The 15,126-nt window shown below is 52.6% G+C and carries 15 protein-coding genes and 1 tRNA gene; 8 read left to right on the plus strand and 8 right to left on the minus strand.

Annotation, left to right across the window (positions count from 1 at the left end; all coding sequences use genetic code 11):
* Positions 1-199: 199 nt before the first annotated feature.
* Together QLG09_RS00840 and rsuA are read right to left on the minus strand one after the other, a co-directional pair.
* Positions 200-1,396 carry a Bcr/CflA family multidrug efflux MFS transporter gene (locus tag QLG09_RS00840; protein ID WP_049023590.1) on the minus strand — a complete coding sequence of 399 codons (1,197 nt, stop codon included), beginning with the start codon at positions 1,394-1,396 and terminating at the stop codon, positions 200-202.
* 15 nt (positions 1,397-1,411) lie between these two features.
* Positions 1,412-2,119 (minus strand): 16S rRNA pseudouridine(516) synthase RsuA, encoded by a 708-nt coding sequence (gene rsuA, locus QLG09_RS00845; RefSeq protein ID WP_014170938.1) that lies wholly within the window; start codon positions 2,117-2,119, stop codon positions 1,412-1,414.
* A 151-nt stretch (positions 2,120-2,270) separates the two neighbouring features.
* Between rsuA and QLG09_RS00850 the strand changes: the two genes are divergently transcribed.
* Positions 2,271-4,031, plus strand: a complete 1,761-nt coding sequence (locus QLG09_RS00850; RefSeq protein WP_020883178.1) for a DEAD/DEAH box helicase — start codon at positions 2,271-2,273, stop codon at positions 4,029-4,031.
* A 125-nt stretch (positions 4,032-4,156) separates the two neighbouring features.
* On the plus strand, positions 4,157-4,441 hold the full coding sequence (gene rplY, locus QLG09_RS00855; RefSeq protein ID WP_014170941.1) for a 50S ribosomal protein L25: 285 nt from the start codon (positions 4,157-4,159) through the stop codon (positions 4,439-4,441).
* A gap of 54 nt (positions 4,442-4,495) precedes the next feature.
* Here rplY and yejK read toward each other — a convergent pair whose 3' ends face one another.
* Positions 4,496-5,503: a nucleoid-associated protein YejK gene (gene yejK / locus QLG09_RS00860; protein WP_014170942.1), complete on the minus strand. Its 1,008-nt coding sequence runs from the start codon at positions 5,501-5,503 to the stop codon at positions 4,496-4,498.
* 134 nt (positions 5,504-5,637) lie between these two features.
* On the opposite strand from yejK, the gene QLG09_RS00865 reads away from it, so the two are divergent.
* From QLG09_RS00865 to QLG09_RS00885, 5 genes are all read left to right on the plus strand, one after another.
* Positions 5,638-5,865, plus strand: coding sequence for a YejL family protein (locus QLG09_RS00865; RefSeq protein WP_001135586.1), 228 nt, complete (start codon positions 5,638-5,640; stop codon positions 5,863-5,865).
* A gap of 19 nt (positions 5,866-5,884) precedes the next feature.
* Positions 5,885-7,645: an LPS biosynthesis-modulating metalloenzyme YejM gene (gene yejM, locus QLG09_RS00870; RefSeq protein WP_032680580.1), complete on the plus strand. Its 1,761-nt coding sequence runs from the start codon at positions 5,885-5,887 to the stop codon at positions 7,643-7,645.
* A 72-nt stretch (positions 7,646-7,717) separates the two neighbouring features.
* Positions 7,718-7,794: transfer RNA gene (locus QLG09_RS00875), tRNA-Pro, on the plus strand.
* 185 nt (positions 7,795-7,979) lie between these two features.
* Entirely contained in the window at positions 7,980-8,219 is a 240-nt protein-coding gene (locus QLG09_RS00880) for a DinI family protein (RefSeq protein ID WP_014170944.1), read from the plus strand.
* Between the two features lie 124 nt (positions 8,220-8,343).
* The gene (locus QLG09_RS00885; RefSeq protein ID WP_049023602.1) at positions 8,344-8,670 is read left to right on the plus strand and encodes an NIPSNAP family protein; all 327 of its coding nucleotides are present in this window, start codon (positions 8,344-8,346) and stop codon (positions 8,668-8,670) included.
* A 305-nt stretch (positions 8,671-8,975) separates the two neighbouring features.
* On the opposite strand, the gene QLG09_RS00890 is transcribed toward QLG09_RS00885, so the two are convergent.
* The 4 genes from QLG09_RS00890 to QLG09_RS00905 form a co-directional block, all read right to left on the minus strand.
* Positions 8,976-9,326 (minus strand): hypothetical protein, encoded by a 351-nt coding sequence (locus QLG09_RS00890; protein WP_231106625.1) that lies wholly within the window; start codon positions 9,324-9,326, stop codon positions 8,976-8,978.
* Between the two features lie 118 nt (positions 9,327-9,444).
* Positions 9,445-10,404 (minus strand): hypothetical protein, encoded by a 960-nt coding sequence (locus tag QLG09_RS00895; RefSeq protein WP_049023593.1) that lies wholly within the window; start codon positions 10,402-10,404, stop codon positions 9,445-9,447.
* A gap of 620 nt (positions 10,405-11,024) precedes the next feature.
* Positions 11,025-12,212: an MFS transporter gene (locus QLG09_RS00900; protein WP_049023594.1), complete on the minus strand. Its 1,188-nt coding sequence runs from the start codon at positions 12,210-12,212 to the stop codon at positions 11,025-11,027.
* A 135-nt stretch (positions 12,213-12,347) separates the two neighbouring features.
* Entirely contained in the window at positions 12,348-12,608 is a 261-nt protein-coding gene (locus QLG09_RS00905; protein ID WP_010433451.1) for a DUF2534 family protein, read from the minus strand.
* A gap of 209 nt (positions 12,609-12,817) precedes the next feature.
* Between QLG09_RS00905 and eco the strand changes: the two genes are divergently transcribed.
* Positions 12,818-13,321 (plus strand): serine protease inhibitor ecotin, encoded by a 504-nt coding sequence (gene eco, locus QLG09_RS00910; RefSeq protein ID WP_040018015.1) that lies wholly within the window; start codon positions 12,818-12,820, stop codon positions 13,319-13,321.
* A gap of 93 nt (positions 13,322-13,414) precedes the next feature.
* Here eco and mqo read toward each other — a convergent pair whose 3' ends face one another.
* The gene (mqo, locus tag QLG09_RS00915; RefSeq protein WP_014170951.1) at positions 13,415-15,067 is read right to left on the minus strand and encodes a malate dehydrogenase (quinone); all 1,653 of its coding nucleotides are present in this window, start codon (positions 15,065-15,067) and stop codon (positions 13,415-13,417) included.
* Positions 15,068-15,126: the final 59 nt, after the last annotated feature.

The raw sequence follows: 15,126 nt of genomic DNA on the forward strand, positions 1-15,126 counted from the left end.
CGCTTTTTTATAGGTGTTCAGGCTCGCGTCGGCGCTATATGTACCCGTTTCTGCGATCTAACTCAACCTTTTTAAATACAATGATGTGACTTTTTACACAAATAGATTTTACATAAAAGAAACAAACACAGGGTAAACGAACGCAGCTTTGGTTGATGTGTGTCAACAAAAAAGGCCCTGACTGGGCCTTATTTGCGCGTTAGCTGGCCACCTTTCGCGGCCGACTGGCGTAGAGATAGAAAAGAATGGAGCTGGTTGCACAAAACGCCATCGCCCACAGCATCGGCCAGGCCGTATTAAACGTGGCCATCGACAGTAACGCCCCGACGATGGCGCCGATGCCAAAGCGGAATGTTCCGGCCAGCGACGAGGCGGTGCCTGCCATATGCGGGAATTCGTCGAGGATCACCGCCATCGCATTGGAGGAAACCATCGACACGCAGCCGACGAAGGCCGCAACCCCCACCACCAGCGCCCAGAAGCCCATGCCTGTAAAAGCACTCAGCACCAGCCAGATAGCCATCACAAACTGGATCCAAAGCCCGGCGCGGAACATGTTCAACGCCCCGACTCGGCGGACAAAGCGGCTGTTAATGATGGTCATAATGAACAGGAAGACGATGTTAAGCGCAAAGTAATAACCGAAGTGCTGCGGAGAAACATGGTTCAGTTCGATATAGACAAACGGCCCGGCGCTCAGGAATGAGAACATCCCGGCGAAGCTGAAACCGCTCGCCAGCATATAGCTCAGCACGCGCTTATGGCGAAACAGTGAGGCGAAATTCCCCATTGTGGTTCGGATGTGGAACTTCTGTCGGCGCTCCGCGGGTAGCGTTTCATCAATAAAGAAGAAGATCATTGCCGAGGCCAGCAGCGCGGCAAGCGCCAGGATCCAGAAAATCACATGCCAGCTGAACCATACCAGCACCGCACCGCCGGCCATAGGGGCCACCAGCGGTGCAATCGTCGTCACCAGCATCACAAACGACATCATCCGGGAGAACTCTTCTTTCGGGTAGATATCGCGCATCAGGGCATTGATCACCACGCTTGCCGCTGCCGCCGCCAGACCGTGGAAAAAGCGCATGACAATCAGTTGATCGATGGTTTGCGCCTGCGCACAGGCCACCGCTGCCCCTGCAAAAATCAGGGTCCCGCCAAGGATAACGGGCTTGCGGCCAAAGCTGTCCGCCATCGGACCATAAAACAGCTGACCGAGGGCAAAACCGAGAATATAGGTGCTGAGCGTCATCTGCGCGCTGCCTGCCGGTACGCCAAACTGCGCGGAAATAACCGGCAGTGCAGGCAGATACATATCAATAGACAGCGGCATCAGCATGGCCAGCAGGCCAAGAATGAAGACGATTTTGAACGACGAGTGTGGCCTGGTGGTCACAGAGTTCTCCTGAAATTAATGCGAAGGCAGACCAACGCTGGCGATCTCTTCTTCCGTTAACGGGCGATATTCGCCGGGCGCCAGCTCAGGATCGAGTTCAATTGCGCCAATACGTTCACGATGCAGACCGACAACGTGGTTACCCACCGCGGCAAACATACGCTTCACCTGATGGTAGCGCCCTTCACTGATGGTCAGACGAACCTCGGTAGGCGCGATCACTTCAAGCACGGCAGGCCGGGTCAGATCTTTTTCATTATGCAACTGAACCCCGTTGGCAAATTGTTCTGCCGTGTCATCCGCGACCGGAGACTCCAGCGTCACCCGATACGTCTTCTCACAGTGATGGCGCGGAGACGTGATACGGTGTGACCACTGCCCGTCGTCGGTCATCAGCACCAGCCCGGTGGTGTCGATATCAAGACGGCCAGCGGCATGCAGCTTGTGCGCGACCGGTTCGTCGAGGAAATAAAGCACCGTTGGATGATCCGGATCGTCCGTGGAACAGACATAGCCTTCCGGCTTATTGAGCATGAAATAGCGCGGCCCGTGCTGTTGGGTCAGCGGGTTGCCGTCATATTCAACCTGATGGTCAGGCTGGAGTTTGAACGCAGTGTCTTTCACAATGTCGCCATCCACGGTAACGCGGCTGGCGCGAATTTCACGCCCGGCAATAGCGCGGCTTACGCCGAGTTGCTGAGCGATAAACTTATCAAGTCGCATGAAATCTTTTTAGCCTTAATGATGCTGGAAGTCGGACAACAGGTCCGAAAAAGAAGCAGTCTGGAATGGCTCAGTATAATGGTCTGGTTGCGCCACTCAAGGGAAAAAGTTTCGTGGCATACTATATGCGAAATAACTAAACCGAGACCCCATGACTTTTACACTTCGTCCTTATCAGCAGGAAGCCGTTGACGCCACTCTCGCCTGGTTTCGTAAACACCAGGCACCGGCGGCCATTGTGCTTCCGACCGGTGCTGGCAAAAGCCTGGTGATCGCCGAACTGGCGCGTCTGGCACGCGGACGCGTGCTGGTGCTGGCCCACGTCAAAGAGCTGGTGGCGCAGAACCATGCCAAGTATTGCGCGCTCGGGCTGGAAGCTGACATTTTCGCTGCCGGGCTAAAGCGCAAAGAGAGCCACGGCAAAGTGGTCTTTGGCAGCGTACAGTCGGTGGCCCGCAACCTTGATCTGTTTCGCAGTGAATTTTCGCTGCTGATTGTCGACGAGTGTCACCGCATCAGCGATGACGACGACAGCCAGTATCAGCAAATCCTCACTCACCTGAAAGAGGTGAACCCGCACCTTCGCCTGCTTGGCCTGACGGCGACCCCGTTTCGCCTGGGTAAAGGCTGGATCTATCGCTACCATTATCACGGCATGGTGCGCGGCGATGAGAAAGCGCTGTTCAGCGACTGTATCTATGAACTTCCTTTGCGCTACATGATCAAGCATGGCTACCTGACGCCGCCCGAGCGGCTGGACATGCCGGTGGTGCAGTACGATTTCAGCCGGTTACAGGCGCAGAGCAACGGGTTATTCAGCGAAGCGGAGTTGAACCAGGAGCTGAAAAAGCAAAAGCGCATTACCCCGCATATCATTAGCCAGATAGAAGAGTTCGCCGCGACACGCAAAGGGGTCATGATCTTTGCCGCCACCGTGGAGCATGCGCGAGAAATTACCGGGCTGTTGCCCGCCGAGGACGCGGCCTTAATCACCGGCGAGACGCCCGGGCCGGAGCGCGACCGCCTGATCGACGCCTTCAAAGCGCAACAATTCCGCTATCTGGTGAACGTGTCGGTGTTAACCACCGGGTTTGATGCCCCGCATGTCGATCTGATTGCCATTTTACGTCCGACCGAATCGGTCAGTCTTTATCAGCAGATTGTGGGGCGCGGCCTGCGCCTGGCGCCCGGGAAAACCGACTGTCTTATTCTGGATTACGCCGGTAACCCGCACGATCTCTACTCTCCGGAAGTCGGCACGCCAAAAGGCAAAAGCGACAACGTCCCCGTTCAGGTCTTTTGTCCTGCCTGTGGTTTTGCCAACACCTTCTGGGGTAAAACCACCGCAGACGGCACGCTGATTGAACATTTTGGCCGCCGCTGTCAGGGCTGGTTTGAAGATGACGAAGGACATCGCGAACAGTGCGATTTCCGTTTCCGCTTTAAAAACTGCCCGCAGTGCAATGCGGAAAACGATATTGCCGCCCGTCGCTGTCGCGAATGCGATACGGTTCTGGTCGATCCTGATGACATGCTAAAAGCAGCGCTGAAGTTAAAAGATGCGCTGGTGCTGCGCTGTTCCGGTATGGCACTGCAACCCGGCGCGGATGACAAAGGCGAGTGGCTGAAAATCACCTATTACGATGAAGACGGCGCAGACGTCAGCGAGCGCTTCAGGGTACATACGCCTGCCCAGCGTATGGCCTTCGAACAACTCTTTATTCGCCCGCACACCCGTACTCCCGGTGTACCGCTGCGCTGGATTACCGTGGCCGATATCGTGCGCCAGCAGGTGTTACTGCGCCACCCGGATTTTGTTGTGGCTCGTATGAAAGGACAGTTCTGGCAGGTTCGGGAAAAGGTGTTTGATTACGAAGGCCGTTTTCGTCGCGCCAACGAATTGCGCGGTTAAGGGGACTTTTCATTGATGTGAGGGGCATTTGAGTATAAAATGCCGCCCGCTTCATATCCGTGAAGCAGAACACTCACCTGCTGCTGGGTCGCCTGTAGTAGGGTTTAAAATACAGAGAGAAATCAATGTTTACTATCGAAGCAGAAGTACGTAACGTGCAGGGTAAGGGTGCGAGCCGCCGCCTGCGTAACGCTAACAAGTTCCCGGCTATCGTTTACGGTGGCGAAGCTGCTCCAGTTGCAATCGAACTGGATCACGACAAAGTGTGGAACCTGCAGAACAAACCTGAATTCTACAGCGAAGTTCTGACCATCGTTGTTGGCGGTAAAGAAGAAAAAGTGAAAGTTCAGGCTGTTCAGCGTCACGCGTTCAAGCCAAAAGTCACTCACATCGACTTCGTTCGCGCGTAATCGCAAACACGTCGAAAAAAAAGCCCCGCTTCTGCGGGGCTTTTTTTATGCCTGTTATTTCCCGCCAGAGGTGCGGCGCTGAAGCTGATCGCGCAGGTTCGGCGGCGTGCCTTTAATGGTCAGCGTATCGGTGGCCGGATCCCAGAAGATGCGTTCACCCAACAGCATGGCATCAAAGTTGATGGTCAACCCACCGCCGCTACCGGCAAATTTAGTGAGCTGTCGCAGCGTACTGCGATCCGCCGGGAAGCTCTCTTCGAGCTCATAGCCTTTATCAGCGGTAAATTCCTGGAAGCTGACTTCACTGACGCCCGCCAGCTCTTTTGACAGCGACTCCAGCTCAATCTCTTCTCCCGCCTGCAGCTGTTCGTTGCAGTAACTGTACACCTGCTGGCGCACGGTCTGACGCTCAGATTTATCGAGCTGCGCTTCGGCGGTAAAGTCGTCAACCGCCTGCAGCAGCCCTTTGTTCTGCGCTTTGGCGTTAAGACCTTCGCTGGCGCCGAGGAAGTCCATAAAGAAATCAGCCACTTTACGGCCGACGCGGCCTTTCAGGAAGGTCAGGTAGCGGGTCGATTCCGGGTTCGTTTCCCACTCGGTTAAATCGATACGCGCCACGATATCCGCATGGTTGATATCAAGATAATGGGTAGAACTGATATCCAGCTGCTCATTCACGCGCATGCTGCTTAAATTGTTCAGCACGGTGACCAGCAGATACTCTACTGCCAGGTACCGATAGTGACAGAACAGGACGATACCGCCATCTGCGAACGGGTATTTTGCCAGTTCGTCACGCAGACGTCCGGTGGCGGCACGGCTAAACGCCAGGAAATCCTCTTCGCCCTGACGCTGCAGACGAAGACTATCAGCCAGTTCGCTCTCTTCGCTGAACAGACCATAGGCTTTATTTTTAGCACTGTAGACGCGGTGCAACTCCGCCATCATTTCCACAACGGTCGCCGTGGGTTCCAGTAACGAATCGCGAAGCACCACTTCAAGGGTTTGCTCATCACGCTTGATAAGCTGGTGCAAGGCAATCTGGTTGATTTCCAGACTCATGATAAACTCTCCTTTTAGACCGGGCGGTATTCAACCACCACCAGGTCATGTGTGCAACAACAGATAAAAAAGGGGAAAAAAAGCTGTCGCTACGGTAATATGTTGCCCTTTCATCAACAAACTGATTTTGATTTATGCCACAACATTCCCGCTACAGTGATGAACACGTTGAACAACTGCTCAGTGAGCTGGTCAACGTACTGGAAAAACATAAAACGCCGACCGATCTCTCCCTGATGGTTTTGGGAAATATGGTCACCAACCTTATCAATACCAGCGTTGCTCCGGCTCAGCGTCAGGCGATCGCCAAATCTTTCGCCCAGGCGTTACAGTCCTCCGTCAGCGACGACCAGGCCCATTAAGGGAAACGAACAACAGTTTATGGTGACGAATCGTCAGCGCTACCGTGAAAAAGTCTCCCAGATGGTCAGCTGGGGACACTGGTTTGCCCTGTTCAACATTCTGTTAGCGTCGGTCATTGGCTGTCGTTATCTGTTTGTCGCAGACTGGCCGACAACGCTAACCGGGCGTATTTACTCCTGGATGAGCGTTGTGGGTCACTTTAGCTTTTTGGTTTTCGCCACCTATCTGCTGATCCTGTTCCCCCTGACGTTTATCGTCATGTCGCAGCGGCTCATGCGTTTCTTATCCGCTATCCTCGCGACGGCGGGGATAACGCTGCTGCTTATCGACAGCGAAGTCTTTACCCGTTTTCACCTGCATCTCAACCCCATCGTCTGGGAACTGGTGATCAACCCGGATCAAAACGAAACGGCCCGTGACTGGCAGCTGATGTTTATCAGCGTTCCGGTGATCCTGCTTATTGAGATGCTGTTTGCCACCTGGAGCTGGCAAAAACTGCGCAGCCTGACCCGTCGGCGCCATTACGCGAAACCCGTTGCGACGCTCTTTTTCGTCTCCTTTATTAGCTCGCACATCATGTATATCTGGGCGGATGCGAACTTCTATCGCCCTATTACCATGCAGCGCGCTAACCTGCCGCTCTCTTATCCGATGACGGCCCGCCGTTTCCTCGAAAAACACGGCCTGCTGGATGCGCAGGAGTATCAGCGCCGTCTGGTCGAACAGGGTAATCCGGAAGCGGTCAGCGTTCAGTATCCGCTGAGCGAACTACGCTATCGCGATATGGGCCGCGGGCAAAACGTCCTGTTAATCACCGTCGATGGCCTGAATTATTCACGTTACGAGAAGCAGATGCCTGCTCTGGCTGATTTCGCCAGTAAGAACGTGACGTTTACACAGCATATGAGTTCCGGTAACTCGACCGACGCGGGTATCTTTGGTCTGTTCTACGGCATTTCAGCCGGATACATGGACGGCGTGCTGTCCGCCCGTATTCCTGCGGCACTGATCACCGGACTTAATCAGCAGGGTTATCAGTTAGGGCTATTCTCTTCGGATGGCTTTAACAGCGCGCTCTATCGCCAGGCGCTGCTGTCAGACTTCTCACTGCCGGCGGCACAGAGCCAGACAGATGAACAGACCGCCAGTCAGTGGATAAGCTGGCTGCAACGCTACGCCCAGGAAGATAACCGCTGGTTCTCGTGGGTTGCCTTAAACGGCACCAACCTTGAGGACACGAATCAGAAAGGCTTTGCGCGCCGCTACAGCCGCGCTGCCGGTGATGTGGATGCACAGATTGGCCGCGTGCTCGACGCGTTGCGCGAGTCTGGCAAGCTGGATAACACCGTCGTGATCGTCACGGCCGGTCATGGTATCCCGTTGGGTGACGAAACGAAGAGCATGGAGTGGTCGCGTCCAAATCTGCATGTTCCGCTGGTGATCCACTGGCCGGGAACGCCGGCGCAGCGCATCAATATGCTGACTGAACATAAAGATGTGATGACGACCCTGATGCAACGTCTGCTGCACGTCAGCACGCCAGCAAACGAGTATTCACAGGGGCAGGATCTCTTCAGTGCCACCCGCCGCCATAACTGGGTGACGGCTGCCGGAGAGAGCACGCTGGTGGTGACTACGCCAGCGCTGACGCTGGTGCTGAACAACAATGGGAAGTATCAGACGTATAATCTGCAGGGTGAGCGGTTGAAAGACCAAAAACCGCAGCTGAGCCTGCTGCTGCAGGTTCTGACGGATGAGAAGCGCTTTATCGCTAACTGATTAATTATAAACCAGTTAGCAACAGATTCCCTTGCATTCAAAACGGAATCGAGTAGTATTCTTTTTATGCGTCGGCACGTAGCGCAGCCTGGTAGCGCACCGTCATGGGGTGTCGGGGGTCGGAGGTTCAAATCCTCTCGTGCCGACCAAAAATACTCTTTAAAACCAGCCACCTATGGCTGGTTTTTTTATTGCTTCATTTCTGATGGGAATCATTACCTGTAGTTTCAGCACCAACGGTCGACAATCCCCCTTAAAACATTCCGCCACGCTTGACGCTGTATATTTTTACAGTAAAAATACCTCCCCCACTTGAAGTTATTACGGAGGTTTTATGTTTGTTGAGTTGGTTTACGATAAGCGAAATGTTCAGGGCCTGGATGGAGCCAGAGAAATTATATTGGCCGAGCTTACGAAGCGAGTGCATAACATCTTCCCTGATGCTGAAGTGAAGGTTAAGCCTATGCAGGCTAACGGACTCAATAGCGATGCCAGCAAAAGCGATCGTGAAAAGTTGAACCGCATGCTGGAGGATATGTTTGAAGAGTCTGATATGTGGCTTACAAATGAATAAATTTCGTTGAAGCCCTCATATCGAATGTACTGGCGCGGACTTTAGCTGATAATTTTCCTTTGTGTAACACAATAACATTGGACAATCGACTTAGTGCGATACACCAACGTCTGGAGCAGTGATGATGAAAACAGTCGAGATACTGCAATACAATTTACACAAAGGCACCGGAGCAGTTTTTCATAACGTCATGGCAGAAATTAGCGTTCCCCTACATCAACGCCACGGCATCGATGTGGTGTCGTTTGGTCACTCTCTGCACGATCTTGATTGCTACTATCTCATTCGAGCCTTTGAAAGTATTGAAAATATGAATACAGTGCTTAATTCTTTCTACGCGAGCACAGACTGGCGCTGCGGGCCTCGTGAGTCCATCATTGACTGCATCGAAACAAGCATTAAGACAGTAATTGATCTGCCACGAGTAAGTGTGGATGGGCTACGAGTGTAAGTCCAAATCTGTTACGTCGCGATTGAGCGTTTACTGCCATATTAGGTTTGGTTCGGTGTATTGAGACAGCCAAAACGAGTCTGAGCTGATACATATCTAACCCTACCCTGATCCCCATTGATTAACACACCGCGATGTTTGTAATGTCTTCATAAGCCACATGAGGACATCCCCAAGAAGCGTTTTTCCGACCAACATATTGTTGAAAACCAACCCTTCCGGGTTGTTTTTGTATTTCTGCAAAGGGAAATGGGTGTGATGTAACTTACTGGAAAAAAAGGGGCCCGTTAGGCCCCCCTGATGCGTTACGGTTTCACTTTGGCCTTTTCCTCATTGATGACGTTTAGCGCTGCTGCGGTGCAATCGCCCTGAGCGATCCTGAGCGTGCCCGCCTGTTGGCGTTGCTCCAACAATGCGGAAAGCGTGTTGTAAACTTTCGTTTCGTGGTGGGCCTGTGCATAGCCCAACGCCTCGCAGATTTGAAAATCTGACATTGCCGCAACACGTTTACCATTTCCCCCCATGAAAGGCCGGGTGCTTAATGCATCCGTTTCGGGTTGAGAAGCAATGCTACATGCTGTTGTAGTCACCGCTGCCAGAATGATGAATGTCCACTGAGCCTTTTTCATCAGTAACGCTTTTTTTAAGGGTTTCACTTAAAATACTTCCCAAATTCGACATGTTGTCGCCTGATTTCTTTCAGGTTTGCCACTATTCCAGCCATACACCAGCCACTGACAACCCCCAAAAACCACCCCATCAAGAGATTGACTATCACCAGTGACCCACGTTTCTGGAGCCAGACTGAGCGCTACCACCACCAATATGATTGCCACCGCCTAAGCCGTGGGCGCTGTTGCTGTTGGCTGCATTGTTGCTGCCGTTCCCCGTTCCATGCTCATGTCGTGAGTTATTACGGCTATGATCGCTTCCCTGACGCTGAGAGACGATCAACGCGTCTACATGCGGAACTGCGATTTGCACATTCGGATCGACTTTGGCGATCTCCCCTGCGGTGGTGGTAGTGGTGACACCATTAACCGTGATATTCACAGGCGTCCCCGGCTTCATACTGGACACAGCAACGTTAATCGAGCCCGTGTCTTTTGTTATGGCAACACTTGTAACGTTATCAGGGGCTTTCGTGGTGGCTGGAGTATGAGTAAGCGAGGGCGAAGTAACCGCCGTGCCAGCGGGTAAGGCTGGACCTGTTGTCGCTTGCTGCATAGACACCACTGCGGCGCGGTAAGTTGTGCCTGTGATTTGTGGCGCAGCCACTGCAGACGTTTTGGTGGCGTCAGGGGTGTTAACGGCAGTTCCTGCAGGTAAGGCTGGCCCTGTTGTGACTTGCTGCATTGAAATCACAGCGTTCCGGTAAGTCGTGCCCGTAATGTGTGGCGTTTTCTGCTGCAGGGGTTGCGGCGTTCTTTGTGTTACAGGTCGCGGCGCATCGGGAGCCGTTTCAGTTGCCTGTACTGCATTAATACGATCGCCTGCAGTGCGTAAGCTGTTTTCGATGTCCCCTAAACGGGCCATATTTTCAGGTGAACGGTCGGCATTGTAAGCCTTTAATGCAGCCTGCTTATCCTCCATGGCCTGATTGGCTTCATTGCGAATCGACTGAATAGCAGTGGCTTTTTCATCCATGGTCATGAAATTAGAAGCGAAGGCGTTCACACTTCCGCATGAAAGCGCAATTATTACGGATAAAGAAATGATAGAATGGCGGTTCATTACAATAATTACCTTTAATTTATGTTAAGGGAAAACAGAAACAACAATTAACTACCCCGGCACATGTCGGGGACTTTTTTCAACAAACGAAACAAGCACTTCAAACCGCGCATAATAACGACTGTAAACGATTACACATTTGATATTTATCAATATCCCTAATTCAAATCGTAGAAATAACAATCAACTCAGCCACTATATTTCCCTGTTAATTCGCTTCAAAACATCTCTATTGTTATCGCAACCAATCATTTTTTTAGTGAATAACACTTAGACGGTGAATTTTTCCGGTTCATTATCCTGCATAAAAAAGTGAAATAATGTTTCAGTGCGCGTGCATTGACGTAACGAAAGCATCCCTCCTCTGGATAAAGCGCCCTGTCCCTGCATAGCTGATACGGCCCAAGCCAGACACCGTCAGCAATACAGAGAGGGATACATGCCCGGATTTCACGCGATAAGAGGTGTGATAATTGAACAACGTGGCGGTATAGCGGGAGGCTAATTACAGAGGCAGGAATTTATTGGAATTGATGACAGGGCTGGTTGAATCAACATGAATGCTGTCCAGCCCTGATTCGTACGACTAAAAAAAGACAAGCATTTTAATAACCGTATTCTTACCGCACTTCGGCAGGCGTTTTACGCAGATAAAGCAGCGTCAGCAAACAAATCACCGCGCCGGCATAAAAGGTATATTCTGCGCCCCACAGTTCCCAGATAGCGCCGGCACCCACGCTGGCCATCAGTAACCCGACCCCGCTGACCAGACTGAAAAGACCAAACGCCGTACCGCGCAAATCCGCAGGTGCTGTTTTGGCCACCATCGCGGCCAGCAGCCCCTGAGTCATCCCCATATGCATGCCCCAGAGCGCAACGCCGACAATAATACCGATCCAGTGGGTACTCAGGGCCAGAACGACATCAGCGGCAATCAATACGACTAGCCCCCACTGCAGAAGCCGGGTATGGCTCATACCATCAGAGAGTTTGCCAAACGGATAGGCCGAGAAAGAATAGATCACGTTCATCACCACCATCACCAGCGGGATTAAGGCCAGGGGAACGCCAGACTGTTGCGCACGGAGGATAAGAAAAGCCTCGCTAAAACGTGCCAGTGTGAATACCGCCCCCAGGCCAATGACCCACCAGCACGATTTTCCCAGCCGCGTTAAATTCTCTCTTTTGATGGGATTAGTGCGTTTATGTTCGACAGGGGTTTTCGGCTCCTTCAGGCCGAAATACAGCAGCGCAACCGAAAGAAAGCCGGGGATCAGGGCTATCCAGAAAACCGCGCGAAAATCATTGTGTAGCAGCAGCATTAACCCCACGGCCAGTAGTGGCCCCAGAAATGCGCCGGTGGTATCCATAGACTGACGCAGGCCATATGCCGCCCCGCGCAGTTCCGGCGGGGTGATATCTGCGACCAGTGCATCCCGTGGAGCACCGCGGATCCCCTTCCCCGCACGATCCATCAGGCGCGCGCCTAAAACCATCCCCGAAGAGGATGCGAGGGCGAAAAAGGGTTTGCTCAGCGCACCGAGGCCATACCCGAGTAGCGCCAGCCCTTTACGCTTGCCAAGATAGTCGCTAATCGCCCCCGAAAAGACTTTGATAAAGAGAGCGGTAGCCTCCGCGAGTCCTTCAATCAGGCCGATAACCAACACGCTCGTTCCCAGCGTAGTCACCATAAACAGTGGAAGCAGGCTGTGAATACTCTCTGACGAGATGTCCATCAACATACTGACGCCACCCACTACCCAGACCCCACGAGGGATCCGGCTGAGTACCGTAAATCTGGAAAGCATCTGTAACTCCTGCTCTGAAAACAGTGGCCTGACTGCTTACAGAATAGGATACGACGGATTAAAAACCTGAGGAAGAACAACGAGCCAATAAAAAAGCCAGCGCTCAGGCTGGCTTTTTTATCGCAGGAAAGGCGTTTAGTGTTTATCACGCCCACCCAGGAAGAAAATGCCCAGCGGAATGGCAAGCAGCACGGTGAACACCAGGCTATAAACAAAGATCATCGCTGATTGCAGGACATACATGCTGGTCGTCCAGGCAGAGAGAGGAATGTTGTACTGTTCAATAACGCCAACAATGGTTGCCCGCCCAACACACGCGGCAGCAATCATAAACACAACCAGTAGCGCCAACAGGAACTTGCGGCCTTCAGGTGTTTTCAGTTTTGCACGTACCATCTCTCTCTTCCCTTCACAGATGAATAACATTATGTGGCGCTTAAAATAACACGATCTGCCGCCAGACTCCAATGCAGTACAAACAACCACTTATTGCGCATGAATAGAGTTTTATACGCTGCCAATATTGAAAATGTAAGTAAATTACACTAACCATTCACGAACATTATGTTAACCTGTGCCTGATAGTTTGACATAAAGGAATGACTGTGAAAAAAGCACCTCAATTTGCCATTGCCCTGATTGCCGCCGCATGCGTTAGCACCAGCGCTTTCGCCAGCGACACCCCTAAAGCGCAGCCTCTGGAAAAAGTAGCGCCTTATCCGCAAGCGGAAAAAGGGATGAAGCGTCAGGTCATTCAGTTACCCGCTCAGCAGGATGAAGCGAATTTCAAAGTGGAACTGTTAATTGGCCAGACGCTGGAAGTGGACTGCAACCAGCACCGTCTGGGCGGTCAGCTGGAAAGCAAAACCCTGGAAGGTTGGGGCTACGACTATTACGTCTTTGATAAAGTGACGTCTCCGGTTTCGACCATGATGGCCTGCCCGGATGGCAAGAAAGAGAAGAAATTTGTTACCGCGTATCTGGGTGACAACAGTCTGCTGCGCTATAACAGCAAGCTGCCAATCGTCGTTTATACGCCTGCAAACGTGGAAGTGAAATATCGCGTGTGGAAGGCGGAAGAAGAGACGGGCACCGCAGAAGTCCGTTAAGGATAAGCCGTGTGGCGATTTCGCCTGACCCGGCCATGATACTGTGCGGTTTAATAAGCCGGGTAAGCGCTAACGCTACCCGGCTTTTTCACATCAGAGTGCGATATCCGCGACCGGTTTGTTTTCCGCCTGAGGCTTCAGCTCTGCCTTTGGTGCTGCGTCAGCAGCAGCTTGCGGCTTCACATATTGCAGCTGCAGAACGCGGCTGGTGTATTCCAGTTCCTGTTCCGTCGCGTCAACGTTACCGTTCAGCTTAGTGCCGTAAGAAGGAATAATGGTTTTCAGTTTTGCCTGCCATTCCGGGCTGGCAACTTTGTCTTTAAACACTTTTTCCATCAGATGCAGCATGATTGGCGCAGCGGTAGAAGCCCCCGGTGACGCACCCAGCAGCGCAGCAACAGTGCCTTCTTTGTCACTGACCACTTCGGTACCCAGACGCAGTACACCGCCCTCTTTCGGATCGCGTTTGATGATCTGTACACGCTGACCCGCCTGCCACAAACGCCAGTCTTCTTTCTTCGCCTGCGGATAGTACTCTTTCAGCGCGTCAAAGCGTTCATCGTCAGAGAGCATCACCTGGCTAATCAGGTATTTCACCAGATCGAAGTTATCCAGACCGACGTCCATCATGGGCTTAACGTTAGAGGTGGTGGTCGCACTCAGCAGGTCCCACAGGGAACCGTTTTTCAGGAACTTCGTGGAGAAGGTCGCGAATGGCCCGAACAGCACCACACGTTTACCATCAAGCACGCGGGTGTCGATGTGCGGAACGGACATGGGTGGCGCACCAACGGAAGCCTGACCGTAGACTTTTGCCAGGTGACGATTCACCACTTCCGGGTTTTCAGACACCAGGAACTGACCGCCCACCGGGAAGCCTGCGTAATCGTCCGCTTCCGGAATACCGGTTTCCTGCAGCAGTTTCAGCGCCGCGCCGCCCGCACCAATAAAGACAAACTTCGCCTTGATGACGTGCTCTTCTTCATTGTGTTTCAGATCGGCAACGGTCACGCTCCAGCTGTTATCCGCATTGCGCTTAAAGCCACGCACTTCGGTGCTGAGCTGCAGATTAAAGTTCTCTTTTTTCTGCAGGGAACCTACCAGCTGGCGGGTAATTTCGCCGTAGTTCACGTCAGTACCAATTTCAGTACGGGTCGCGGCAACTTTCTGGTTCGGGTCACGACCTTCCATGACCAGCGGAGCCCACTCTTTAATCTGCGCGTGATCTTCGGAGTATTTCATGCCGCGGAACAGCGTGCTCTGCTGCAGAGCCGCATAGCGCGCACGCAGGAAGTTAACGTTCTGCTCGCCCCACACAAAGCTCATGTGCGGCACGGTGTTGATGAAGGAGTGCGGATCGTGCATTACGCCGCTGTTCACCTGGTGAGACCAGAACTGGCGAGAAATCTGGAATGCTTCGTTGATCTCAACCGCCTTCTCGATACTAATGGAACCGTCCTTTTTCTGCGGTGTGTAGTTCAGTTCCATGAGTGCCGAATGGCCCGTACCGGCGTTGTTCCAGCCGTTCGAGCTCTCCTGCGCCACGCCATCGAGGCGCTCGACCATGGTCATAGACCAGTCCGGCTGCAGTTCTTGCAGATAGGTTCCCAGCGTGGCGCTCATAATACCGCCACCAATTAAAAGGACGTCCGTTTCCTGCTCTTTTGGCGTGTCAGCTTTTGCCGCCATTGAGACGGTATTCAGCCCCACGGCCAGAGACAAGAGCATGGCAGTCATTTTTTTCATAATTTATGCCTTAGTGTAAAAGTGCGTGATGCGTGGAAATTGCAGGTGAAAAAAGCTGC

The organism is Enterobacter sp. V89_11 (genome assembly GCF_029967775.1).
Classification (GTDB): domain Bacteria; phylum Pseudomonadota; class Gammaproteobacteria; order Enterobacterales; family Enterobacteriaceae; genus Enterobacter; species Enterobacter ludwigii.